The sequence below is a fragment of the Paenibacillus sp. LjRoot56 genome, from assembly GCF_964253335.1.
Lineage (GTDB): Bacteria > Bacillota > Bacilli > Paenibacillales > NBRC-103111 > Paenibacillus_E > Paenibacillus_E allorhizoplanae.
Window position 1 is genome coordinate 2,231,694 of record NZ_CAXURV020000001.1, and the last position, 25,918, is coordinate 2,257,611.

Genomic DNA, 25,918 nt, shown 5'->3' on the forward strand with positions numbered 1-25,918 from the left:
TTCTCTTATAGAAACCTCCGATGATGCTTCTTTCCATCAAAGCTAAACAACACCGGCTTATCTTCTACCATCGTATGCATATGAATGGTCTTACCCCACAGCTTATAAATATACGGCAGCGTCCGCTCGACATATTTCAGATCCAGCTCCACACCTTCAAAAGCATGCTTCAGATACAGCTCCCCGTTACGCTGATAGTCGCCATCCTCAACAACAATGTAAGGGAATCCTCCATTTACTCTGGAGTAAATGAGCTGATCCCGCGTATTTTCCCACGTTTTATCTGTGATTTTCCACTCAGGGCCTTTCTTCTCAAATACGTATAGATCTAACTCTTCAACCAGTGGTTTATTCAAATAGTTGCGGATAAACGAGGTATCAGATTCATATTCACGAACTTCGAAGATTTTCTTCCTGCCTTGCCCAGGCTTCCGCCCGAATCTGCGGATTTCTTCATCGGTTGGAGCATCCCAATGCTTTTCGATGTCTTCAAATATTTTGACACCCAGATAATAAGGATTTAAGGAATGGCGAGAAGGAACGACGACGGAGGAGTTCAGCTTTGAGTATTCGATCGTTTCTTCCTCGGTCAAATCCAACTCACGCAGGATATGTTGATGCCAGTAGGAGGCCCAGCCTTCGTTCATGATTTTGGTTTCGAGCTGCGGCCAGAAGTAGAGCATTTCATCACGCAGCATGGTCAGGATATCTCGTTGCCATTCTTCCATATAAGGGGCATTTTCCTCTATAAAAAGAAGGAGATCCTTCTCCGGTTTCGGTGGAAAACGCTTCGTATCTTCTTTATCCAAGGAGACAATAGGCTTGTTTCGACTATCTAAGTCCCATAAATCCTCATACCCGTATGTGGCTTCGCCTCGAACGGTTGGTGTAGCTGCCTTGTTATTTTCTTGGCGTTTGCGAGTCTGACCATACGTTAGCGTTAGTACAGGGTCAATGTGCTCTTGGATGGCGAGAACGGCATCTATGAATTGTTCGACCTCATCGATTCCATGCTCAATTTCATATTGGCGGATGCGTTCAGCCGTAGCGGACATGCTCTCGACCATGTTGCGATTCGTTTTGGAGAAGCGTGCGTTATTTTTGAAAAAGTCGCAGTGGGCAAGCACGTGCGCAACAATGAGTTTATTCTGAATCAGCGAATTTCCGTCTAAAAGGAAGGCGTAGCACGGGTCCGAATTGATGACCAATTCGTAAATTTTACTAAGTCCAAAATCGTACTGCGTTTTCATACGATGAAAATTTTTACCAAAGCTCCAGTGACTGTAGCGTGTCGGCATCCCGTAGGCACCGAAGGTGTAAATAATTTCTGCCGGACAGATTTCGTACCGCATGGGAAAGAAGTCGAGCCCAAAGCCTTTCGCGATCTCCGTGATTTCATCAATAGCATATTCCAGCTTTTGGATTTCGGATTTACTCACTGTGCAGGCACTCCTTCCTGTTTGGTAAAAAAGGTTTTCAACGCTTTATACACTTCACCTTTTTCACGAATGACATAATGCAAGAATTTCGGATTGTTGATATGTCGGAAAGCGGACATCAGTGTTGAACTGCGGTTATATTGATTCACTTCCCCGTAGCCAAACATGTTCGAACGCTCCATTAATTGTGTAATCAGCTTCACACAGCGCTCGTTATCGGATGTTAAATTATCGCCGTCCGAGAAATGGAAGGGATAAATATTGAACTGAGAAGGGGGGTACCTTTTATCAATAATATCAATGGCAGTTTGATAAGCTGAGGAGCAGATCGTGCCCCCACTTTCGCCTTTCGTGAAAAACTCTTCCTCTGTCACCTCTTTAGCTTCGGTATGATGCGCGATGAACACAATCTCAACGTTCTCGTATTTCGTGCGCAAGAAGCGGGTCATCCAGAAAAAGAAGCTGCGGGCTATGTACTTCTCGAAGGAGCCCATGGAACCAGAGGTATCCATCATGGCAATAATGAGCGCATTGGAGTGCGGTTTTTCGATTTCTTCCCATGTTTTGAAACGCAAATCATCTGGGGAAATATGATGGATTCCCGGTGAGCTGCCGCGCGAATTGCGGCGCATATTTTCGAGGATCGTCCGTTTCTTGTCGATGTTGGACATGATCCCTTTTTTACGAATATCGTTGAAAATAACTTCGGTGGATGTCATATTCCGCTTCTCTTTTTGCTGCAAATTCGGCAGCTCCAGCTCAGAGAACAGCATCGCTTGCAGCTCTTCCATACTCACTTCGGCTTCGTAATAATCCTCGCCAGCTTGATCGCCAGCGCCTTCGCCTTTGCCAGGACCTTGGGCAGGCTGCGGGTCTGTTCCAAGTACATCGCCAACCTGTGAATCACCGTCGCCTTGACCGACATGCTTGCCTTTGTTGAAGTTGTAGCGGAAGCGATATTCGTCTAAGCTTTTTATCGGTACCTTCACGACTTGTTTACCGTTGGACATGACAATGCTTTCGTCTGTAACGAGATCAGGAAGGTTCTGTTTAATTGCATCTTTGACCTTCTCTTGATGTCTGGTTTGATCTTGGTATCCTTTGCGGTGGAGTGACCAATCCTCTTTGGAAACGATAAATAAGGGCTCTGTCATGGGGACACCTCCTTGGCGTTTATGATAAGCAGAACGCTAATCAGACATAGGGGAATAAAGCTTGTTATTAAATATATTCAAGTGTGCGGGGGATATGTGGTGGCGGGCGGATTTTCTCTTCGACTTCGACTTTTCAACTGATTGTGTTAAAATAAGGGAAATATTGTAGAGAGCGAGGTACTTTCCATGAAAATGCCTGAACAGGATCATCGTTATAAATTTCAAGATCTGTTAGAATGGGAAGGCAGATGGGAATTAATTCATGGAGAGCCATTTAGCATGACGCCTGCTCCCTCTACGACACATCAACGGATCTTAAGAAGTATTTTTCTTGAACTTCACACATTTCTGCAGGGCTCATTTTGCGAGGTGTTTATCGCTCCATTTGATGTGAGATTAAGTGAAACTGAAGAATACGATAATCCAGATACAGTCTGTCAGCCAGATCTATCTGTCATATGTAATCCCTCTCAAATCGATGATCGAGGAGCAAAAGGTGCTCCCAAGCTCATTGTTGAGATACTATCTCCGGCTACTGCGATAAAAGATAGAAATCAAAAATTTAAAACATATGAAAAGTTTGGTGTTTTGGAATATTGGATTGTTGACCCTGCACATCAAACGGTTGAGGTATATGGACTACAAGAGGGTTCGTTTCAAAAGCGAGAAGTTTTTGGAAGAGAGGACAAGTTGCGTTCATTTGCTTTTTCTGACTGTGTCTTTGAATTAGAAGGAATATTCCAAGCGTAGTTTTCTATATAAAACAAAGTCTGTTGATTCTCCCGCGGCCACGCATCGGAGATCAAGCAGACTTTTTTCTTATTTCTGGAATCCGTCAAAGATCAATGGTTTGAACGATCACAATCGGTTATGATGTAAGGTGGATATATTCTCAAACAGGAGCATGCGTTCATGAATTCCAACTCTATCATTCGTACATATTTGCAAAAAGTAAAGAATAGCAAAGTCTCACTTCACGAATTAGAAGCTCTATTTCAAGGCCAGCCATGTACCTACGAACAATTCGCTCAGTCGGTACTTGAGCTTGAAGCTGAGGAGATCATTCAGATGGTTCAGAGCAAAGGGAGAACGGGTAAGCGACCATCCCTTGCCTATCAATATAGCGTGCAGAAGAATCGGTTAACGATATCGATAGAGTAGGCATCCATATTTGGCATCTATTTAATGAGCGGGTACTTGCGCTTTTTGGCAGACCAGCTAATCTAGCCCTTCCCTTTTACAGAGCATGTCTGAGCCTAGAGTTTGCATACGGAAAAGAAAACCAACGTGGCCATAAGCAAGCATTGCAAGATTTTCTCTCTCATTTCACGGTGGAAGAACAGAAAATTATTAACCAGTGTCTAGCAACGGGGGCTATTTTCCCCAAGAAATAGTATCAACATACGAGCTTTGCAAGATTTGGAGGCACACAGCATGGACTACGTAGAAATTGGTCAGGTGATTTCCGGGTTTCGGGAACGAATGACCAAGCTGGCACTTTTTGATCCGCTCTATGAGCTGCAGAGAAAGCGCCAAACAGATCGACAGAACAAACCCATCGATTTCATGGAACTCGGGCTGCTAACGCTGCTTTACTTTTTCGAGCAGAAGTTGATGCGAAACAATAAGGCAGGTGTCAAGGACTTAGCCGAGTTTCTACTCAAAGTGGCGGGAATCTTCATTGATTTAGATGAAGCAGGATTTGAGGATCTAGCTAGACAGATCACGCAAGTGTTTCGCCCGACGACAGGGAAGAAGCGGGATTTTACGTTTATGAACTGGGAATCTGGGGTACAGGAGCATATTTACATATCGATTCTGAAAGCGAATGCCTTCGATTTAAAAACGAATACGCAGTACTACACGCTCGACGAGGATGGGTTGGAGCTTATTTTTGCGACCAAGGAATTTTACACCGAATTTCAATTGTCCATTCATCAGTTGGTATTGCGCAAACAATTGGAAAAGGGCGAGTTTGAAGGCGCACTGCGGCAAATCAATGAAATGCGGATCGATGTGGAAGCTTTGCAGGAGCGGATGATCAAGCTAGAACATGAGTTGAAAAGAAACATTGTATCGGAGGAAACGTTCGGACGATATAAAGGTCTGCTAGAAGATATTTATTTGCGATTGCAAATGGAGAATGAGGAGTTTGAAGAATTACGACAATTCGTCAAAGAGACCAAGGATCGCGTTCAGGCACAGACCGTTAGACAGGCGGATCAACGACCTTATGAGTTAATTTTACGGATATCGAATGAACTGGAGAAGGTACATGGCGAGCATTCCGTTCTATTTCACCAGAGTATGGTGTTGAAATCACATGCCTTGGGCGCAGCGCAAGAATCCTTGTATTATACGGGACTAGATTCCTTTAATTTTGATCAGGATATTGCTTCGCTTATCTTCAGTACGCCACTGCCTTTGGAGACAATGAAAGGTGTCATTGCTCCGTTCTTACCTGTGCAAGAGACGAAGATGTGGTCGCTGTTGACGGTGTGGTCTGAGCAAAATTTACTAGAAGACAGCACTGGACAGGAGCGTGAGGATACGTTTCTTGAAATTGGCGGAGACAGCGAAGAATACCGGTACCAGACGATGCAGAAAAAGTTGTACAAGCATCTGATGGAGCTCCTTCTGCAGATGATGGAAGAGCAGGGCCAAGTTGAAGTGAAACTTTTCATCGAACAGTTCGAAATACGCAAAGATGCAAGATTGCTGAGCGAGAGAGCTTTCTATGATTTTTGGATTTATCTGCATCAGAGAAGCCCCTTGCGGGCGGTGGATATGGATCAGCAGCAGAATGAGGAGCAGGCGACATTAATGGAAGATATGTATGCGCTTCTGGGAAGCCGCTGTTTGGTCGTTATTGAACAACAGGACATCATTCAGGCGAATGACAGGTTTAGCATACAGAATATGTTGATTTCATGGGGAGAACAGGATGACAATCGGACTTGAAAATGGAACAGTAATGAAAGCTTTTCGGATCTACACGTTGCTCGCTCGCGATAACGAGGTGGGGAAAGAGTGGCTCCAAGCCTATATGGCGGACGACGTGGTACGCGGACTTGTGGATCAATTTGCGCGAGAAGTCGATTGCGTAACGATCATTGCTGGCGAACAACTGTATATGATTCCGGAGACAAGGCTATCGCCTTTTCATATGAATAACGAAGTGATTAAACGCACTTATCTGCGGGCGAATGCTGTGAATGCGGATCTTTATCTGATGTATGTCAGCATTATTGTGCTTATTGGCGCTTTCTATGATAGCTATCAAACGATGGAGCCTACGAGAAGTTTTATCGGGATTGAAGAATGGACAGCGCTTGTGAATGAGCGAATTTCCTTATTGAAGACTCATCCGGAAGCGGAATTAAAAGAGATGGAGAAAGAATTCTCCTATAACTGGACAGCCTTGATCGAAAAATGGAGTGCCATGGACGATATCAAGGAGACGGCCGCGAGGCAAAGCGGGAATACGATCAGCCGGGTTAGTTTCATGGATTCTGTCCGCAAGTTTCTCATCGCGCAAGAATTGGTAATCGATATTGGCAATCAGGAAATTACGTTGACCGAAAAGGCCAAAGTGGTTGTGCAGCGCTATTTTATGGAACTCGAGTATAACCGTGGTATTTTGGAGTTTTTATATCAAAGCCATGCATTTGAGGGGGAGGGAAGCGAACATGCCAGCGATCTCTAGAATACGATTTACGAATGTCGTGTATGAGGACGGAAATAAGCGTTACAACGACGAGTTGTTTCATTTCGATGGGCATAATGGCGCGATTCTGTTGGAAAATGGAGGAGGCAAGACGGTTTTCATCCAGTCTGCTATTCAAGCCATTTTGCCTCATGAGGAACTAGCCGGACGTAAAATCAAAGATACGTTAAGTCTCGAAAATGGTCCTGCGCACATCGCGATCGAGTGGATTCTAAGTGAACGGCCTCGACGATATGTCGTGACCTGCATCAGCTTATTTCTGACGGCTACAGGGATTGATTCGTATCGGTATGTGTATGACTATCCAGTGCTTGATCCCGACGCGATTGATCGGATTCCTTTTGTGAAGGAAAGTGCCGGTCATCTGCGAGCAGCGGATAAAGGTGAAATTCATGATTATTACCACCAAATGACGGTGAAGAGAATGAATGCGAAGCTGCCAGCTACGATGAAAGAATACAGAAAAATATTGGAAAATGATTACCATATAATAGCTTCAGAATGGGAACGGATTGCGAAGATCAATAGCTCGGAGGGCGGGGTTGAGAGCTTCTTTGACGAATGCAAAACGACGGGCCAGTTGTTTGATCGTTTGTTGATCCCGACGGTAGAAGATGCGATGGCTGGCTATGAACAAGGCGAGTTCGCGAATAATTTTGAAATGCATAGGGACAGCTTCAAAAAATATAAAGAATTAAAAGAAAAAATAGAAGAAAACAAAAAAATCCTCGTGGAATTGGACCAGTATGTGCATCGTTATGCCACGATGGATACGAAGCAGGTGGCTTATGCAGCTGCACAAGCTGAAACAAAGGCCTATTGGCTGCTCGTCAATGAGCAGAAGAATGAGGAAACCGCCAAGCTCTCGAGGTGGCATCAGATGATGTCGGCTTGCGATGAGCAATTGCTGGTATTGGCTCGGAAGAAAGAATCGCTGCATATTGCAAAGCAGATGCAGGAGCAATCCGTGTTGGAAACAAAGCTTAGATTAGTTGAAGACGACGTTGAGTTCAAAGAAAAGCTTGTCCGAAGTGCAAGAGAGAGCTACTATTCGTTGCGTTTGGCCGATTACAAACAGCAGTGGACCTCGGCCGAGGAACGTATGAACTACGTGCAGCGGGAACTTGAACAATTCGGTCACACCCAAGAGGAGGATGTTCTGCGGAACGCATGGAGCCAGAATGGCGGGCAAATTCGCGGTATTTTCAGCAAGATGGAGCAGGAGTGGCAGGCTGAACAAGAGAAGCTCAGTCAGGAAGAAGCTGCTCATCAGAATAGGTTGAACCTAGAGGAAACGATTCTGCGTGATCTCACAAGCGAACTAGAGCTATTAAACAAGCAACTCATTGAACATAGATCGCTTGTACAAGCCCGCGAGAAAGATAGAGATGTGCTGAGGGCAAATGTTTTGGCCAATCCGGCTGTCGAGAGCATGGAAGGCAGCATGGCGGAATGGAGTCAACGTTGCCAGAAGTTGGATGACAGTAATGTTCAGCTGGTCCAGAAGAACAAGGATTTGGCATTGGGTAAAGAGGAAAGTGAGAGACAACTAGCAGACGTGAGTGAGAGCCTCAAGACTGCCTTCGTGGAGCGGGCCAATACAGAGCATAAGCTCGAATCATTTAAAAAAGAGCAGCAATCCATGCTTGAAGCAATTGCTTCGTACAGGTCTTCATGGGAAAGACTCTCGTCTGTTTATGAGAAGCAGAGTTCGATTGAAGAACGACTTAGTGAGGATACGGCGAAGCTCCTGCTCGAGAAAGAAGCTTACTTGCTGAAAGAGCGTCTTGCTTTTCGCTATATCGATGATTATAGCTCTCAGCCCATATTTTTTGCCGATGTCTATGTGGCTGGCTTGGTGGACAAGTGGAGAAACCAGTTCACGTTACTAGAGACAGGTATTCAATATTTGCAGAGTTTGAAGTTAACCGAGCGGGCGATGACGCATCCGCTATGGTCCATCACGTTGATTACGACGGAAGGCGAAGTTGGGTTAGTCACAAGCAAGCTGCAGCAGTATGCGGAAGATATGCAGTTCCCGATTCAGGTAATCTCTTCTCAGGAAGCGGCGCGTCTAGCGGGTAGTGATACACCGGAGGCAGCGGAGGATAGCGCGTGGGTTGAACCGCAGCATTGGCGTGATAATGCGGAGGCGGCGGAATTCATCAACTGGAAGCATACGATCTCTCAAAAAGGAGAGGAAGTTCGGACAGCACGCAAAGAAAAGGAACGTGATCTGCAGCGTACTTCTGAGCTTCAAGCTGCGTTTAGCCGATTCCTCTTGCAATATCCGCTTGAGGTTGTGCAAGAAATGGAAAGGCGAGTAGGACTTGCGCGCGATTCTGTGCGTGAACTAGAAGGCCAAGAGGATGCTATCAAGAAATCCATTCGTCAGGCAGAGCAGGTGATTCAGCAGCATAATGCCGTTCTGGATGAGCAAAAAGAGGAAATGATTCGGCTCGGGCAGTGGATTGAAAAAGGGCGGAAGTATGTCGAGCTGGGCAAAGAAATCGTGACGTTGAACGGGGCGATCGACCAGCTTGCCCAGCAGTCTGACGATCAGCAGCATAAGCTGGAGGGCAGACGGCGCTCAATGGAGCAAGCGAAGCTGCAGAGCGAGTCCGTGAAGGGCAGAATGAGCGTTTTGAGAACGGAGAAAGCGAGTCTGTTAAGCCAAGATCTATATATCGAACTAGTGGATGTGCAGCCCATTGAAGCGAAGTATAGCTTAGATTGGTTGAAAACAGAGAGAAAAGATTTGCATCTCAAGCTCAATCATATTTCCCAAGGGCGCCAGCAGCTTGAAACGGAGTTAAAGCATGCTCAAGCTAGCAGAACAACGTTGGAGCGAGAGATGAACAAGCTTCGCTTGGAACAAGCGGATCTGAACTTGAACGAGGAGCTTGCTTTCTCTGTGACGGGTGAAGATCAGATGTCACAGCTATTGTCTGAGCTCAAGGAACACGAATCACGGTTGACACGCCATAAGGAAGAATTGGTGCGGGTCGACAAACAATTTAATGAATTGACAGCGCGAATTAAATTACTGATTGAGCAGTATAGTGGTTTACACGAGGGTGAGCGGCCACTAACCTTTACGGAGTCGCTGAGCGTAGTGGATGCCCAAGTCCAGAGTGAGGATGCACGTCTGCAACAGCAGAAATTGGGCTTACAGCAGCAACACACGCAAATCCAGGCGCAATTAAGTAAAATCGGAGATGTGATCGATTACTTAAATCAATACAAAATTTTGCATGGGTTTGAAAATCCACTCATTCAGGCAGCTTTTATCACACCGGAGCAGAAAGTAGAGTTTCCGAACGACAGAATGAAATGGGTGCGGAAATCGGTGGCGTCGCTAATCGCCTTGATGAAAGAACTAGAAGCGGAAGAGTCGACGGTGAAAAAGGCCAGGCTGCATTTTATTGATTTTTGCCGGAAACAAATTAAGGATGTCAAAATGAGAGATATGGCTGAGCAAGGTGTCGAGAACAAAGACAACTATGTGGAGCTGACACAATTTCAGCATAAAATGCACAGCCGCATTGAACGTGTCAATCATGTCGCGGAAGAGACGATGCGCACACACAATCAGCAGCTTGAACAGTATATCATTCATGTGCACAGCCATTTGAAGCTGATCGCGTCTGAACTTCGAGATATTCCCAATAAAACGAGAGTTAAAGTTGAAGATCAGTGGAAGCATATTTTCTCCTTTCTCATTCCTGAATGGGATGAACTTGAGGCGAAAGATCATTTGCGCAAGCATCTGGAATGGGTTTTGACTGAACTAGAAAAAGGCCATTACCGTGATGAGAACGATCAAGAAGTGAAATCAACGGTTCGCAAGGAGCTCGAAAAATGGTTGGATACCAAGCAGCTTCTGCAGATTGTTTTGCAAGAAAAAGTCATGAAAGTTTCTTGCCGTAAAGTCACCAATGAGAATAATGTAACGAAGGCTTCCTTCTCATGGGAACAGTCGAATAATTGGTCTGGCGGGGAAAAATGGAGCAAAAATATGACATTATTCTTAGGCTTACTTAACTATGTCGCCGAAAAACGGCAGCATATTCAAGCGAATATGAAGCGGCATCGCACCGTGATCCTTGATAATCCCTTCGGGAAGGCATCGAGTGACCACGTGCTAAGTCCTGTGTTTTTTATCGCTGAGCAGCTTGGCTTCCAGATCATTGCACTGACAGCGCATGCGGAAGGCAAATTCCTCAAGGATTATTTCCCAGTTGTCTTTAGCTGTAGGCTCAGACAGGCAGCCAATGGAAGTAAACTGGTCATGACCAAAGAAAAGGAGATCAATCAGGCTTATTTCCGTGATCATGCGCCGATTTCGCTGGAAAGACTAGGGGACGTTAAGCAGATGGAGTTATTTATCTAGGGAGGGCTTTACTACATGAACCAAGCGGGAGTATATGCTGTATTACGTACCTAACAACGATAGTATGTTCCCCGTTTAATGGACACGAGGGACGCTATTTCTAATTAAGCAGACAGTTTTCTCGTGTAACGGACACCAGCGACGTTATTTACTGTTTTGGAGGCAAAATTGTGCCCTAAGCAGGGGAATAACGGCCATGTTGTCCGTTATAATTTGTAATGGCTACATTGTCGCTTAATAACGTTCCCTGCGTCCGTTAAACATTGGGTTGGCTTTATTTCCTGGCGAAAAATAAATGCTTATTGAATTACAAAAAGTCTGCTTAATCTCCTGTGGCTACGCTTCGGAGAGCAAGCAGACTTTTTAGTTACTTCAAAGACGGAACGAAATGGTATACTAGTTCCCAATAGGATGAAGATGGGTGAAACACGCTAAAGACAAGGAGAGGGGAATATGAGCACATCGGTTCAGGCTTATATAGCGGAAAATTACGGAGTTAGGATGGAGTCCCATCCAGACCCGCTTTTTACGATGGCAGGACAGCATCTTTTAACGGAAAAAGGGATGCAAGAGTTCTTAGCTGCTTACTCGCCCTTGATGAAAGCACTCGAACCCGCAGCGGCTGGTGCCTATTTGATTAGCCGTCTCGGAGGTCTGAATGCGGCGATGCAGTATATGGTCACACATGATGAATTATTTGATCTGTCTCCGGGGTTATGGGTGCTGCAATTGTATCGAAGTGAGAAGGGGTTCGTTGAGTTCCGTATTGTGCTTCAAGAATTAAGAAAACTTAGTGGTCCAGAGTGCGGACATCGAAGTGAATGGCGTGAAGAACACTTATCCCACTGGTATGCTGGGACTATTCGGCCAATTGTCGAAGCAATCGCCGTTGCCGCCGATATGGACATTCATCATTTGTGGAAAATGATTCCGATGCGCCTTCGTTTTATTTTCGAACAATGGAAACAAGTGAATACGTCAGAAGAGTGGCATGCTCGTTATGCTGAGGACCATATATTTGTAACGAAGGGATTGAAAGGTGAAGTATTCGGCCGACTTCGGAATCCCTTGTATACCAAGGTTGTGACTGTGGATTACCCTGGTTATCCCGGCGAGCCCGACACGAAAATTAAACTGAAGACGGCCTGTTGTATGTACTACCGAACAGAAGGCGGGCAATATTGTTATACGTGTCCCCGGATGAAGCCGCAAGAGCGCGATGAGCGCAAAGAACAATTGCGAGTTCAATTCGCCCAAGAAGCAGCCGCTAAAATTGCTGTGAATTAACGCACTCATACGCGTGTATTGGAATAATTGCAAGAGTTTCACGAAAGTCTGCCTCTAATCTCCCGTGGCTGCGCATGGGAGATAAGGCAGGCTTTTTAGTTGCTTTTTCCTCAATTTTCGTTGCGAGATTGGATAGTCCTTCCTTGGTCATTTTCCTGTTGGTTTTTTTCTGCAATATGCATACAATAAGGGAAAGCACTTATTCGATGCAGCAGGGTGATGAACTTTTTGAAAAATTGGCTAGCTAGTAATATGAAATCGACATTGATTTTCGGTATTCTCGTATTTATTACGATAGCTGGCGGAGTTTTAGGCTACTTCGGACTGCTCCGAGACAGTGATGGGGGATTTACCCTACATACGCATTCGACCTTTCAGCCAGATGTGGTCGTCATGGGAACAGAATTAGAGGGCATGTATCTTGCTCAAAAGGCAAAGAAGGAAGGTCTCGACGTATTAATCCTCGAAACGAAAGGCCGATTAGGCGGGCAACTCATTCAAGGTGAGATGCTCTATCTCGATGGAACCTACGATGATGAAGGCACATTGCTCATGCAAGGCGGCATGAAGGAGCTTTTCCAAGCGTACACACAAGGAAGTATCCGTACAAAAACGGATTTTGCCCATTATTTTCACAAACTTATTGAAGGCATACCCGTTGAGAAAAATATCGTGCTTGAAGACTTGAAAGTGACAGGCAATAAGGTCATTTCTCTCGCCTATCAAGACGGTGATGGGAAAAAGCGGATAGTGAAGCCTTCCTATCTGGTTGATAATTCGGATGACGCTGCGTTGATTCGCAAGCTCAATGTGAAACCGCTTCCAGGGTTGGAAGCGCTATATGGGAGCAAGGAACGCGAATATATGAGTGGCACGTACATGATGAAATTTAAGGGAGTCGATTGGGACAAGTTTCAAACTCAGTTTTGGAAAATGACGAAGATCGAGCGTGCTCATACATTCGGACCCGAAAGCTATGTGAATTCGCACATCGCTTATGGGTTTCCGCCTATCGTATCGGCCTATGAACTGCACAACAAGAACGAGCTTAATCTCCGAGGATTGAACATTCTTAATCAAGGTAATGGAGAAATCATGATTAACGCGCTTCAGGTATACGGTATCGATCCAAGCCGGAAGGAAACGATCGAACGAGGGATGCAGCTCGCCAAAGAAGAAATGCCTTTCATACGCGATCATCTTCGCAAACATATGGCTGGCTTCGAGAAGTTGGAGCTAGCTGGAGAGCCGAACGAATTGTATATTCGAGAGTTTAATCATTACCCAACAGAATATGTGCTGCAGGCATCGGATTTAATGAGCGGCCGGATGTTCTGGGATAACGTTAGCGTTGGTGGGTATTTCATGGACATTCAAGGCTCACGCTCGAATCGGGAGGGACTGGCTATTGGGCGTCCGGATAAATATGGGATGCCTCTACGAAGCTATTTGCTTCATGATTACGACAACGTTGTCACCGCGGGGAAGCTGGTTGGTGCAACCGCAGTGGCTTACGGAAGCGCAAGAATTCAGCCGAACGGGGCAATGGCTGGGGAGAGCATAGGCGTATTGATGGCGCAGATGCAGGGGAGAAGCCTGAAGTCGACGACCCCAGAGGAAATTGCTCGACTTCATAAGCGGATGGAGAAGACTTATCAGATCAAGCTGTATGACCAAGTAGCGAAGGACAAAATTGCTCATCTCTCAGAGGTGGAGCGGTCAGAGTTGGACAATGGAAGGATTACATTGCTGAAAGGCAACAAAATCGCACATCATTTGCCTTTTATCCGAATCAGACTGGAAGGTCAAGCAATCACTTATAACGGGATCAAGCCAATTGTCATTGGAGGCATCCCCTGGGTGCCACTCAGTCAAACGTTCGAGAAGCTAGGCCAAGGTGATGCTACATACGATGAAGAAAATAGACGTATTCAATACACGTTTATGGGAAGGAATGGAACGATTCCTTCGGCAGACGTACAAGTGCTGAACAATTTCGTGCTCGTAAGCTGGGCGAAACTTGCGGAAGAACTAGGCTACCATTGGGATTGGAATGAGTCTCGAGATGAGGTCATCGTGAGGCGTTTATAAGCGTGTTGGAAAGTCTGCCTGAGCATAAGCTCAAGCAGACTTTTTTGTTTCGGCCTATGCCCACACGTTCCCCCGCCATAAGCAATAGTCTACTCTATATGGTGATTGGGAGTGTGTATACAGATGAATAGATACGGAACGAGTAAGCGACTCGTCAAAATCAAAAGAAAAGCTAGCTTGCACGTGGCAAAGCCAATCCAACAACGCGTGTATGCGATCCGCAAAGTCGCTACGGTCATGTTGCCTTTCTACCGCAAGTTGGCGAGCAGCCGTACGTACTCCGTCCAATGGGCGAAGGCCGTGCGGGAGGCCGATATTGCACGCATGAATAAGCTGCTGCGCTCAGTCATCGGTTCAGAGCCACTTTCAGCCTTAGCGTCGAATGGCGTGGGGTGGTTTGTCGATTTGCCGCTGCCGAAACCACTGCTCGTGATTACGAATGGGACGACGATTCGTCCTGGTCAAGTGCAGTTCACATTCAGTTCCACGATTAATCGTGCGATCGCGAAGGCAGTCACTCCCCTATATCGGGAATTAATTTGCAATCCGAGTTACGCGGCGCTGATCGTGAAGGCAATCAATACGCAGAATGAGACCTTGTTGAATCAATTGATACGAAGTACAGTGACGAGTCGGAGACTTGTTTCTGTCCAAATTGATTTCTCTGGCTTTTTCCTCGGGTTCAAATATCCAACGAGCAAATATGTGTATTTGAATGAGGTTTTTCGTGAGTATGTCATGTAAAAGGTTATGATTAGGCGCCTCGATTCTTGTGCTCGGAGGATTTGGAGGTGCTTGGCTGATTGACAGATGGCCAAGCCCTGCACAGCTATATCAACTTCCCTCGTCGGGAAACCTATCTCCTTCAGCGCTCGTTCCTATCAATAATGGATATGCATCTGTAAACGCTTCATTTGTGATAGTTTTTATCAAGGCAGCGTCCTATATTTCCCAGGTGCAGGATGATATTCTCTTAATAGGAAAGAACAAGGCACACAACCATTAGAACAAACCATTCAGGAGGAAGCGGATATGAACAAAAAATGGGGTAAAATGCTCGGCAGTGTGGGGATTATGTCGGTACTTGTCTCCGCAGTTGTTGGATGTAGTAGTGAGAAGGCAGCGGTAGAGACGACGAAGCCAGCGCAAAGTACAGAGACACCTAAAGCGCAAGCAAAACCTGTTACGCTACGGTTTGCTTGGTGGGGGTCTGATGCCAGACATAAAGCAACTTTAGCGGCAATTGAGGCTTACACCAAATTGAATCCGAATGTGAAAATTGAAGGCGAGTACCAAGGTTATGAAGGTTACCAGCAGAAGATTATGACGCAAATTGCTGGCAACTCTGCTCCTGATCTGATGCAATTGGATTACCCGTGGCTGCCAAGTCTTTCTGCACAAGGTGATATTTTCGTGGATTTGAGCAAAGAATCAGTGATTGATCTTAGCCAATTTCCGAAGAAAATTTTGGATGAATACGATTCCGTAAATGGCAAACTGGTTTCATTGCCGATGGGAACGAATGGTTTTGGGACGATGATTAATAAAGCCTTTTTCGATAAAAATGGTCTTTCCACTGACACGGTCTGGACGTGGGATAAACTCATTGAGGCAGGTCAGAAAATTAGTCAAACCAACAAAGGGAACTATCTTTTCGCACTGGAGCCAGGTACGACAACGGGTGGGTTAGGTGAATTCATTTTAGGTGAATACTTATATTCCAAAAATGGTACATACTGGGTATCCGATAAACCTGCGATTACAGCACCCAAGGAAGATATCTCCGAGGCATTGACGATGATGAAAAAGCTATTCGACAGTGGCGCTGCGCAGCCATTGGGTGATGCGGCTCTGTTCAGCGGTAAAATGGAACAAAATCCGAAGTGGGTCAATGCGGAAATCGGGATGACATCCGATTGGTCTTCAACGGTTGGTAAGTATAAAACGGCTGCAGGCGAAGGTAAATTCGCCGTGGGGATGCCGATATTTGCCAAGGACGGTAAGGCGCAAGGCGTGAAGACGAAACCGTCGATGATCCTTTCAGTTAACAAAAAATCACCGAACACGGCAGAAGCTGTGAAGTTCAGTAACTGGCTATTGAATAGCAAGGAAGCTGCACTTATCCTTTTGGATACACGTTCTGTACCCACTTCTGAAATTGCTAAGAAAACGTTGGTCGAAGCAAATAAAATCGATCCAAGTGTTGCCAAAATGGTGGACAATGCTGTGAAGAACCCGACGTCACCACCGCCGATTGTTCAAAACAATCCAGAAGTTGCCGATATCATCCGCGATATTTGTGAGAAGGTTGTCTATGGCAGTCTGACCCCTGACAAGGGTGCGGATCAGCTGATCCAACGTGTGCAAGATAAATTCAAAGACTTGAAATAAACCGATAGGGTGATGGGCCAGTCGAGACATCACCCTATTCTATTCCACATAAAGTCAGGTGAAATCGGAATGAGTAGCTTTCTTAAATTGACTAAAAAGAATATTGGTCTCGTCTATATCGCACCTTGGTTAATTGGTTTCTTGATTTTTCAGCTGTACCCTTTTGCGTCGTCCTTCATCTATTCCTTTACGGATTACAGCATTACGAATACACCTAGTTTTGTTGGGTTCAAGAACTATATCACGATGTTTACGAAGGATACGGCCTTCTATCACTCCTTGATCATCACTCTTCTGTATGTCGTTATTTCTGTTCCGATGAAGCTGGTTTTTGCCTTGCTTGTGGCTCTCATGCTGAACACGAATATGAAATTCATTAACTTTTATCGGACTGTCTATTATCTACCATCCATTCTTGGGGGGAGTGTGGCTGTCTCCATCTTGTGGCGATTTTTGTTCATGAAGGAGGGGATGGTGAACGGCATCCTGAACGCGATGCATATCCCACCTGTTGATTGGCTTGGAAGTCCCAATATGGCGCTATTCACCTTAAGTTTGCTGTCCGTTTGGCAGTTTGGTTCCTCCATGGTTCTCTTTCTAGCAGGCTTAAAACAAGTTCCCAATGAACTCTATGAAGCTTGCAGGGTGGATGGTGCAACTAAATTTAGAATGTTTTTCACGATAACGCTGCCGCTGATCTCGCCAATTATTTTCTTTAATGTCATCATGCAAATGGTCAATGCTTTCCAAGATTTCACGGGAGCATTTGTCGTAACCAATGGCGGGCCAATGAATTCAACGTATTTGTTTGCGCTCAAGCTGTATGACGAAGGCTTTAAATTTTATAAAATGGGCTATGCCTCCGCGCTCTCATGGATCCTATTCATTATCATTTTGATTGTGACATTGGTAATGTTCAAGTCCTCCAAGCATTGGACGTATTACGAGGATGGAGGTGACCGGAAATGACGCTAGCAGGCGTAAGAATAAAACGTGTTCTCAACATTGCTTTCCTCACGATTTTCGGATTGATCATGGTGTATCCGCTCATTTGGCTGTTCTTTGCCTCGTTCAAAGCGAATAATGAGATTTTCGGAACGCTTAGTCTTTTTCCTAAACATGTCGTCTGGAATTCATATGCCAAGGGTTGGCAGGGAAGCGGGCAATTTACATTTGGTGTGTTTCTATTTAATACGATCAAAATGGTTGTCCCTGTCGTACTGTTTACATTGCTTTCCAGCACCGTTGTGGCCTACGGCTTCGCACGATTCAACTTCCCACTGAAGAACGTGTTGTTCGCGATTATGATCTCGACGCTCATGCTTCCCAATGCGGTTATCATTATTCCGCGCTATATTTTGTTTAAAGAATTTGGCTGGTTGAATAGCTATTTACCCTTTACGATCCCAGCTCTCTTCGCTTGCTATCCGTTTTTTATTTTTATGCTCGTGCAATTTTTCAGAGGTCTTCCGAGGGAATTAGACGAGTCAGCGACGATAGATGGGTGTAATTCTTTCTCGATTCTGACCCGAATTCTACTCCCATTATGTAAGCCCGCGTTATTCTCAGCAGCGATATTTCAGTTTATCTGGACATGGAATGACTTCTTTAATTCTTTAATTTACATCAATAGTGTGAAAAAGTTTACCCTGGCGCTCGGGCTCCGCATGTCGCTGGATGTCAGCTCAGCCGCAATGTGGAATGAAGTGATGGCGATGTCCATCGTAGCGATTGTGCCTTGTGTCATGATCTTTTTCTTTGCTCAAAAATACTTCGTGGAAGGCATTGCGACAACCGGTTTGAAAGGTTAAGGTTTGGGATATAGGGGATGCAGCACCAAGTTAGAATACTTGGTGCTGCATCCCTTGTTCGACATCGTGAAGTTAGTCGCTAAAACCGACTAACTCCAGCGAAATCATGGCCAGCAGCCCGAGTTAGTCGCTAAAACCGACTAACTCCAGCCAAATCAAGGCAAGCAGCCCCGAGTTAGTCGACAAAACCGACTAACTCTAGTCAAATCTAGCTCTCCACTTGCCTGCACAGATTTAACATGAGGTTCTGGAGGTATTGAACCTTTTCTGGTTATTCTGGTGTACAAAGATCAGGGGGATGTTTACTATAATAGAGTGAAAACTGCGAGTGAATATACGTTGTGAGCGGTTAAGAACAAAACCCTGCAAATTCTGCAGGGTTTTCACTTCTTTCATTTTGTTCACTTGTACGAATGTCTCGTCTGCAATTTCAAAAATTCAATGCCACTTAGCATCACGATCCCGATGCCGTGTGTGTCATTAAGAATCCAGCCTAGCTCCTCTTTATAATAAGCGGGGGTAAAGGAATAGCCGGAGCCTCTGCATACGCCATAAATATTGCCGGTGGCATCGATGGCGATCTTGGTGAGTGCTTCCCAACCGGAAGCGATGGACTTCTTGTAAGGCGCGATTTCATCCAGCCAACCGTATCGAATCCCTCGGCTAAAGGCGTAGATGAACATAGCGGTGCATGAAGTTTCTTCATAGGAGGTGGGATCTGTCAGCACCTGATGCCAAAGTCCATTAACACCTTGCAGCTTCAGGTATCCCTCAGCCAGTTGACGGAAAAACTGAATTAGCTCCGGTCGCTTACTGTGATCCTGTGGGAGTACGGCGAGCAACTCGGATAGTGAGAAAATGACCCATCCATTCCCACGTCCCCATGGTACATAAGTGGCGGTTTCATATTTGAAATCGTACACGTGTGACATGGCTTGTAGCTCTGGTATGTACAAATAGGGTTTGAACAGGAGGAACTGTCTGGCAGCCTCGTCCACACAACGGATATCGCCAGTATGTTTATAATATCGAGTCAAGAAGGGTGTGCTCATGTACAAATCATCTGCCCACAAGGTATTAGTCTGGTATTCACCATCTCGCTGGCGATAGAAGACACCATTTTCTTTCCTTTCTTGGGTGTTCATGATGTAATCTGCGATGGTATGTGCAATTGTTAAATAGGTGGGGTTTTTGTTGGTCTCATAAGCTTCTAACATAGCTGAGCCGAATGAACCGCAATCATCGAGCATGTTTAATTCGACGAGTTGATGATTAATAGCAGGGTATCCGTAGGTATCTCTATCCCATTTGGCATATGCGTAGAGCTGTGTGCACGCATCGATATGACGGGTGACATAAGCGAGGATATCCGCTCGACCAAGCTCTCGGCCTGCTTGGAGCAGTCCATATAAGGTTACGCCTAGTGGGTAGTTCCATTTGGCGAACAGCTCATTTTCCAAATAGGGCCGTACGCTGTATCCTTCCGCAGACTTCCAATACACATTCTCTTGCGGTTCAAAACGATAGAGGGTGCGTATACTTGCAGGCTTCTCGATCGCTTCATCAAGAGGACCTAGATAAAGCCAGGGTGATCGCATTCCCTTGATATCTACGGGTAAACGGAAGTCAAGCGAGGTGCTATTCATTTCAGCGAATACGTGATAGTTCCAAGATTTCTCGGAACAGGTAGATTCGATAACGATGTCGTGCTTGCCAGCAGATAGCGTTAGCGTAACATCAAAAGCGCCATGCTCTGATGTAACGACAAGCTCATGATCCACCCATAGTTGGATCGTGCCGTCGGAAGTTCCTTGCAGATGTAACAGGTTATCGCTATCTTCGTCCAAGTAGACAGAGCTCCACGCATACGCTAGTTTCCCATAATGTGCGCCAAATAACGTAGAGAGGGAGCTGTTAGATGTTGATTCCTGCAAACGTGGGAACCAATCGAGATCAGTTTCCACCTCTAGGCTATCTACAGCTGGCACGGTCCTATCCGTGTAGTCGTGTGGCACATTCCCTAATGCGTATACCCAGCCTCCCATGCCGGTTCGTTCTTGAAATGGAGAGAGGAAATGGATCGGAAACCATTTGCTATTGCTGGAGCCGAAGCGGCAGCCGAATCCGGATGAAGTTTTGATTAACGTGATGAAAAAGGCATTCCAGCCTCTTTTTAATGGGACATTCAGTAGTTTATGATGGTTCACATTGACATCGTCGGCCATCGTCGATCGGTAGAATAAGCTGCCATTTACGAAAATTCTAGCTGGACCGTAACAGCTTAAGGACAGTTCTGTCACGGTTTCCTGGTTGCTATACACCATAGCGTAGGCATAACCATAGCTGCCAAGCGGGCTTTCCGGGAAGCTGGTATTCAAATTCAAATCGCTGCGTCCATCTTCCATTTGCTTACAGGTATCTGGATGGATCGTTCGGAAGGTAAAACCGCTAGGAGGATTCGTGCTAATATACTTATTGGCAATGGTTTCGATGATTGTAGGAACATGATGGCCTTGTTGATAGTGAATACTTTCTTGACATTCAAAGTACGTCTGCATGGAGGCAACCCCTTCACCAAGATAGGATGGAAATGATATGCAACAATGATAGCAATACTTTTGTGATTTAAAAATTCATCTGGTCAGACATAAACTATCAATTGTAGAGCGCTTTGACGGGGATGTCGGATGATGCGTATAATCATGTCTTTTGAGGATATGGACGAGAGGGGAAAGCATGCTGTATAGTCTTTTCAATGGCTATGTCCGGCATGTACGGCAGTTAGTAGGGGGATATTAACAAATATGGAAGCGCTTCAATTGAAGTGGGGTAAGAGATGACGGGCTAGGCATGGAGGTTGCTATGTATAGATTACTAATTGTGGATGATGATGTTGAAATAAGAAATGGACTGTGTAAATTTTTCCCTTGGGACTCTATTGGATTTCAGGTTGTGGGTGATGCGGAGAATGGGAAAGAAGCCTATACGTTTATCCGCAATCATCCAGTAGACGTGGTCTTGTGTGATATCAAAATGCCTATCATGTCAGGGGTTGATCTAGCTGCAGAGCTTAGTGTCCATTATCCCAAGATTAATATTATCTTCTTTAGTGCTTACAAAGATTTCGATTATGCTCAAAAGGCAATTGAAGTTGGTGTGAAACGATATATTTTGAAATCCACGAATTTCAATGAACTAGTTCGTGTTTTCACGACGATTAAGACAGAGCTGGATAACCTGAACCAAGCCGCAACCCCGCTGCAAGCGAGGAGTCAGCCGGAAGATCTAGCTAATTTTGCCGACAAAATGATCCACACCATTAAAGAGCACGTGGAGCAGAACTATCAGCATGTGACCTTGGAGGATCTGGCGCGAATCGTGAATTTGAACCCCGATTATTTGAGTAAGTTTTTCAAAAAACACGCAGGCATTCTTTTCTCTGAATACTTAACACAGGTTCGTATGCAGCGAGCAGCACAATTTCTGGATGATATTCAATACAAAACATATGAAATCAGCGAAATGGTCGGCTATAGCAATGCTTTCAATTTTACGAGGGCGTTCAAGAACTACTATGGCATGAACCCGAGGGATTATCGCAATAAGAAGGAGTTGAAATGAGGAAAAAGTTTTTTATCAAAAGCCTAATCCGTTTAATCATTCCTTTATTGATTCCATTAATCATTTTGGGGACATTTTCCATTATTACGACGCAGCGCTATATCAAAAAAGAAGTCAATACGTCCAATTACAAAACGCTTGAACAAACGAAAAGTACAATTGAATTGCTTTTTAATGAGCAGGAGTCGCTTCATTATACCTTTAACTACAATGCGCGATTGATTCAAAAGCTGAAGTCCGTTTTGCGTAACGAAGAATTGAATCCGTATGACATAGAGGCTTATGGAACATTCATGAGTATGATGAATTCCCCTGCGAACATTAAACCCTATATTCATTCTATCTATCTGTACTTTTCTAATGACAAAGGGAATTTCCTTGCCTCGAATGAGGGGATTACGAGTATTACCCAGTTCTATGATACGTCATGGTTCCGGACGGCGAGTTCTATGACGAGTGAAGGTAACCTAGTTATCCAAAATAGAACGATAAAGAGATTCTCTTTTGATAAAACCGAAACGCCGGTCGTGACGATCTACAAAAAAATATACGCGCCGGGCTCCACGAAGCCTGATGGCTGCCTTGTGATGAACATTAAGAAGGAAGATTTAGAGAAGGTAATGAGTGATTTCCTATACCTGCCGCATCAAGCTATTTTTCTTCTGAACACCGGCGGTGAGGTTATTGCGAGCTCGAATGAAGATGAGCTGGATGTTAGTCAACTGCTGGACGCAAGTCAGCTTCCTTCAAACTTTTATGAGAAGACGACTTCGAATGAGCGATACATTATCTCGAGTATTGCTTCTACGCAATATCCGATGACCTATGTGACCGTTTCGCAGGAAAAATATTTTTACCAGTTGCCCATTAAGCTCATGTATGTGACGTTTACACTGCTCATTGTCTCCCTCATCCTGGGTTTCGTTCTTGCTTACTATGTGTCGCGGAAAAATTATAACAATCTCGTAACAATCTTACTTACGATTGACAAGGCAGAACGGGGGCTGCCGATCCCAGATTTGACGGTTAAAATAACAGATGAGTACAGTTTTATCCTGCAAAATATGATTAAATCCTTTATTGAACAAAGCTATTTGAAAATTCAGCTGTCAGAGAAGAAATACAGGCTGCAAGCGATGGAAATGATGGCGCTGCAATCCAATATTAATCCCCACTTTTTGGCGAATACGCTGCGAACTATTTTCTGGAAATCGATGGGCCTAACGGGTGGTCATAACGAAGTGAGTCAGATGATCGACTATTTGTCGGAGGTTGTGCAGTATTCAATTAGCCAGGGGAATAAAATGGTGACGCTAGCTGAGGAGATTTATCATACGAGCAATTATATTGAAATTCTCAAAATTCGCTACAAATCGAAGTTTCAAATCATTTGGGAATACGACGAGGCGATCACCCATCATAAGGTTATGAAGCTAATGCTGCAGCCACTTGTTGAGAATGCCATTTATCATGGGATCAAAGAAAGTGAGCGCTTCGGCTACATCCGAATTCGAATGAGAGCACGTGGCCCTCTCATTGCGATTACGATTTTGGACACAGGTGTCGGAATGACTAGAGCGAAGCTGTTGGAACTTAGGAAAACGTTGAAAGCGGAGGATCAAGTCGAGCATATTGGTCTCTTTAATACGAGTAAGCGGCTTCAGCTCACGTTCGGTGATAAGCATCGTTTTCACATTCGGAGTAAGGTGGGATATGGTACGGTGATTTACATTACTTTCCAGACAGAAGAGGGATTGGTCTTAGAAACAGGTGCGGAGAGGGATGCGGTATAAATTTCTAGGCGGGCCACTAATCAATTAGGCGTATTTCGTAGTATAATGTTCCTATTGATTATTGGAGGCACACACATGACATTAATTAAACATTTACAAGCACCAGATGAATTTACGGGCTTTTACTTAATTAAAGAGTTGGAAATTAAACAGACGAATACAACACCTGCCAAAGATTTCATGGATATTGTACTCTGTGATGCGAGCGGACAAGTATCCGCCAAAATGTGGGACGTCAGCGCTGCGGATAAAGAGACCTTTTTCCCAATGACCTTAGTGAAGGTACAGGGACTGGTTCAGTTGTACCGTGAACGCTTGCAAGTGAAGATTGGGAAAATTCGCAAAGCATTGCCGGAAGATGGCGTGCAAATCACTGATTTTATTCGTTCTGCGCCGATCAGTCCAGCTGATCTGATTCATACGATTAATGGCGTGTTGGCGAGTATTACAAATCCAACAATTCAGTCTATCGTCTCGTTTTGCGTGGCGAAGGTCGGAGATAAGTTAGACCATTATCCAGCGGCTAAGACGCATCACCATGCGTATTTCGCAGGGCTTGCCTATCACATCGTGCGGATGCTGGAGCTTGGTGAGTTTGTTTGCAAGCAGCGTCCATTTCTCAATGCAGACTTGATCAAAGCAGGCATTATCCTTCATGATATTGCAAAGCCAGAGGAAATGATCGCGCAACTCGGCATCGTTTCCGACTATAGCGTACAAGGGAAGCTGCTGGGACACATCTCGATGGCGTCCAACTGGATTACAGAGGCTGCTCTGCACCTTGGATTAGATCTGCAATCCGACCTCGTCATTGGATTGCAGCATATTGTCCTTTCCCACCACAACTTGCCGGAGTGGGGAAGTCCTGTACTGCCGCAGCTACCGGAGGCAATCGCTCTACATTACATCGACTCCATGGATGCGAAGCTGCAAATGGTCGAGGACACGCTGCTAGTCACACCTGAGTCCGAGTCTTGGACGCCGATGATCCGTGGCTTAGAAAACAAAGCGATGTATCGCTTGAAACTGTAATAGAGGAAAGCTGTTTCCAAGTGGAAAGATCTACTTGGAAACAGCTTTTTGTTTTTGGGGGAGGTAGCTGGTGTTGAGTGCCACCGCAACGCCGCCACTATTACCCGCGGCCGCACCTGCACCCACACTCGCACTCGCACCCGCACTCGCACTCGCCCCCAAACGAGCCCCCAAACCCACCCCCAAGACCCAGCCTAGGCGCTCATATAAAAGTGAATAGATGGAAAATATGTAGTTAATTTCATGTCATTCTTAGTTTTATTTGAAATAACTGTAAAAAGTACAGCTGTTTTCAGTCGAATCCACCGAAATCAACAGAATCGAGAGTATTAGATGTACTTTTTCCATCTACTCTCTACATTTCACCCTAAACTGACGAAAAAGCTGGAGTTTTTCCAGTTAATTGAATCTGAGCGGGCACGCCCTCCGAGACTTCTCGATCTAATAGTAAATCTCCGCGGGTGGCTCTCTTTACAATCGATTAATGATGCTACTCAACACCCAAGCCTGCCACAATTCTCTTATTCAGCAGCATTATTATCAAGTTTCCACCTCACCAACTAACCAATTCCAATCCCATCAACAGTACCTCAACCCCACAAGCTCACTTAAAGTAGCCAATCTGTTCTCCTCGACCCAATCCTCGCGCCTAGTCGCCCCCAGATAGTCCAAATCAAAGCTCCAAACCCGTCCCTTGTTTGAATCTTTTAATCACCATTTGTGTGTTCACGCGCACAACGCCGTTCAGCTTGTAGATGTTCTTATAGAGGAATTCCTCCAGCGCAGCATCATCCTTTAACAAAGCGTGCATGTGTAAGGAGCTGGTTCCCGTCATTTGGTAGATCGACACCACATTCGGGTCCGCCGAAAGTGTGTTTCCCACTTCCTCCGCGAAGCGCGGCTCCACTTCCACTTCGAAGAATGCACTAACTACCTTCCCTAGCTTCGTTGCATTCAAGCGAATCGTAAAATTTTCGATAATTTCATTGTCAATAAGGTGTTCAACACGCTTTTGAATCGCAACACGCGATAGATTCAGAATCTCACCGATTTTTGCATAGGACATTCTGCTGTTCTCATGCAGCAACTTTATAATTTCTTGATCGACAGGGTCCAGAACGTGCAAATCTAACATAAACATCACTCCTATTCATTATCTAAAAATATATACAATTGCTC

The 25,918-nt window shown here is 45.1% G+C and carries 19 protein-coding genes; 14 read left to right on the forward strand and 5 right to left on the reverse strand.

Translation table 11 applies throughout. From position 1 onward, the window contains the following. Positions 1–5 precede the first annotated feature (5 nt). Together ACSQ8O_RS09920 and yhbH are read right to left on the reverse strand one after the other, a co-directional pair. Positions 6–1,439: a SpoVR family protein gene (locus ACSQ8O_RS09920; protein WP_056624388.1), complete on the reverse strand. Its 1,434-nt coding sequence runs from the start codon at positions 1,437–1,439 to the stop codon at positions 6–8. Continuing rightward, positions 1,436–2,593 (reverse strand): sporulation protein YhbH, encoded by a 1,158-nt coding sequence (gene yhbH / locus ACSQ8O_RS09925; RefSeq protein ID WP_056624384.1) that lies wholly within the window; start codon positions 2,591–2,593, stop codon positions 1,436–1,438. Before yhbH ends, ACSQ8O_RS09920 begins: the two co-directional genes overlap by 4 nt. 186 nt (positions 2,594–2,779) lie before the next feature. Here yhbH and ACSQ8O_RS09930 point away from each other — a divergent pair, with 186 nt between their 5' ends. From ACSQ8O_RS09930 to ACSQ8O_RS09980, 11 genes are all read left to right on the forward strand, one after another. Further along, complete coding sequence (locus ACSQ8O_RS09930) at positions 2,780–3,343, forward strand: Uma2 family endonuclease (protein WP_056624380.1); 564 nt, start codon at positions 2,780–2,782, stop codon at positions 3,341–3,343. Between the two features lie 162 nt (positions 3,344–3,505). Beyond that, positions 3,506–3,754, forward strand: coding sequence for a hypothetical protein (locus ACSQ8O_RS09935; protein WP_436241422.1), 249 nt, complete (start codon positions 3,506–3,508; stop codon positions 3,752–3,754). Positions 3,755–4,027: 273 nt separating this feature from the next. Next, on the forward strand, positions 4,028–5,554 hold the full coding sequence (locus tag ACSQ8O_RS09940) for a replicative DNA helicase (protein ID WP_436241423.1): 1,527 nt from the start codon (positions 4,028–4,030) through the stop codon (positions 5,552–5,554). Beyond that, on the forward strand, positions 5,538–6,299 hold the full coding sequence (locus tag ACSQ8O_RS09945) for a DUF6063 family protein (RefSeq protein ID WP_436241424.1): 762 nt from the start codon (positions 5,538–5,540) through the stop codon (positions 6,297–6,299). The genes ACSQ8O_RS09940 and ACSQ8O_RS09945 overlap by 17 nt, the downstream gene beginning before the upstream one ends. Next, positions 6,283–10,713: a chromosome segregation ATPase gene (locus ACSQ8O_RS09950; protein ID WP_436241425.1), complete on the forward strand. Its 4,431-nt coding sequence runs from the start codon at positions 6,283–6,285 to the stop codon at positions 10,711–10,713. Before ACSQ8O_RS09945 ends, ACSQ8O_RS09950 begins: the two co-directional genes overlap by 17 nt. A gap of 453 nt (positions 10,714–11,166) precedes the next feature. Beyond that, positions 11,167–12,000: a (2Fe-2S)-binding protein gene (locus tag ACSQ8O_RS09955; RefSeq protein ID WP_436241426.1), complete on the forward strand. Its 834-nt coding sequence runs from the start codon at positions 11,167–11,169 to the stop codon at positions 11,998–12,000. Positions 12,001–12,228: 228 nt separating this feature from the next. After that, positions 12,229–14,091, forward strand: a complete 1,863-nt coding sequence (locus ACSQ8O_RS09960) for an FAD-dependent oxidoreductase (protein ID WP_436241427.1) — start codon at positions 12,229–12,231, stop codon at positions 14,089–14,091. Between the two features lie 123 nt (positions 14,092–14,214). Beyond that, positions 14,215–14,835: a hypothetical protein gene (locus ACSQ8O_RS09965; protein WP_436241428.1), complete on the forward strand. Its 621-nt coding sequence runs from the start codon at positions 14,215–14,217 to the stop codon at positions 14,833–14,835. Positions 14,836–15,123: 288 nt separating this feature from the next. After that, positions 15,124–16,482 (forward strand): ABC transporter substrate-binding protein, encoded by a 1,359-nt coding sequence (locus ACSQ8O_RS09970; protein WP_436241429.1) that lies wholly within the window; start codon positions 15,124–15,126, stop codon positions 16,480–16,482. 69 nt (positions 16,483–16,551) lie between these two features. Next, complete coding sequence (locus ACSQ8O_RS09975; protein ID WP_436241430.1) at positions 16,552–17,451, forward strand: carbohydrate ABC transporter permease; 900 nt, start codon at positions 16,552–16,554, stop codon at positions 17,449–17,451. Then, entirely contained in the window at positions 17,448–18,293 is an 846-nt protein-coding gene (locus tag ACSQ8O_RS09980; protein ID WP_436241431.1) for a carbohydrate ABC transporter permease, read from the forward strand. Before ACSQ8O_RS09975 ends, ACSQ8O_RS09980 begins: the two co-directional genes overlap by 4 nt. A 401-nt stretch (positions 18,294–18,694) precedes the next feature. Here the strand turns inward: ACSQ8O_RS09980 and ACSQ8O_RS09985 are convergent, their stop codons facing one another. Further along, entirely contained in the window at positions 18,695–20,851 is a 2,157-nt protein-coding gene (locus tag ACSQ8O_RS09985; protein ID WP_436241432.1) for a glycoside hydrolase family 88/105 protein, read from the reverse strand. A gap of 304 nt (positions 20,852–21,155) precedes the next feature. Here ACSQ8O_RS09985 and ACSQ8O_RS09990 point away from each other — a divergent pair, with 304 nt between their 5' ends. The 3 genes from ACSQ8O_RS09990 (at position 21,156) to ACSQ8O_RS10000 (ending at position 24,739) form a co-directional block, all read left to right on the forward strand. After that, the gene (locus tag ACSQ8O_RS09990; RefSeq protein ID WP_436241433.1) at positions 21,156–21,914 is read left to right on the forward strand and encodes a response regulator transcription factor; all 759 of its coding nucleotides are present in this window, start codon (positions 21,156–21,158) and stop codon (positions 21,912–21,914) included. Next, positions 21,911–23,707 (forward strand): cache domain-containing sensor histidine kinase, encoded by a 1,797-nt coding sequence (locus tag ACSQ8O_RS09995; protein WP_436241434.1) that lies wholly within the window; start codon positions 21,911–21,913, stop codon positions 23,705–23,707. Before ACSQ8O_RS09990 ends, ACSQ8O_RS09995 begins: the two co-directional genes overlap by 4 nt. Before the next feature lie 75 nt (positions 23,708–23,782). Next, positions 23,783–24,739: a 3'-5' exoribonuclease YhaM family protein gene (locus tag ACSQ8O_RS10000; RefSeq protein ID WP_436241435.1), complete on the forward strand. Its 957-nt coding sequence runs from the start codon at positions 23,783–23,785 to the stop codon at positions 24,737–24,739. Between the two features lie 30 nt (positions 24,740–24,769). Here ACSQ8O_RS10000 and ACSQ8O_RS10005 read toward each other — a convergent pair whose 3' ends face one another. After that, the gene (locus ACSQ8O_RS10005; RefSeq protein ID WP_436241436.1) at positions 24,770–24,913 is read right to left on the reverse strand and encodes a hypothetical protein; all 144 of its coding nucleotides are present in this window, start codon (positions 24,911–24,913) and stop codon (positions 24,770–24,772) included. Between the two features lie 499 nt (positions 24,914–25,412). Next, positions 25,413–25,874: an Lrp/AsnC family transcriptional regulator gene (locus tag ACSQ8O_RS10010; RefSeq protein ID WP_436241437.1), complete on the reverse strand. Its 462-nt coding sequence runs from the start codon at positions 25,872–25,874 to the stop codon at positions 25,413–25,415. Positions 25,875–25,918 lie beyond the last annotated feature (44 nt).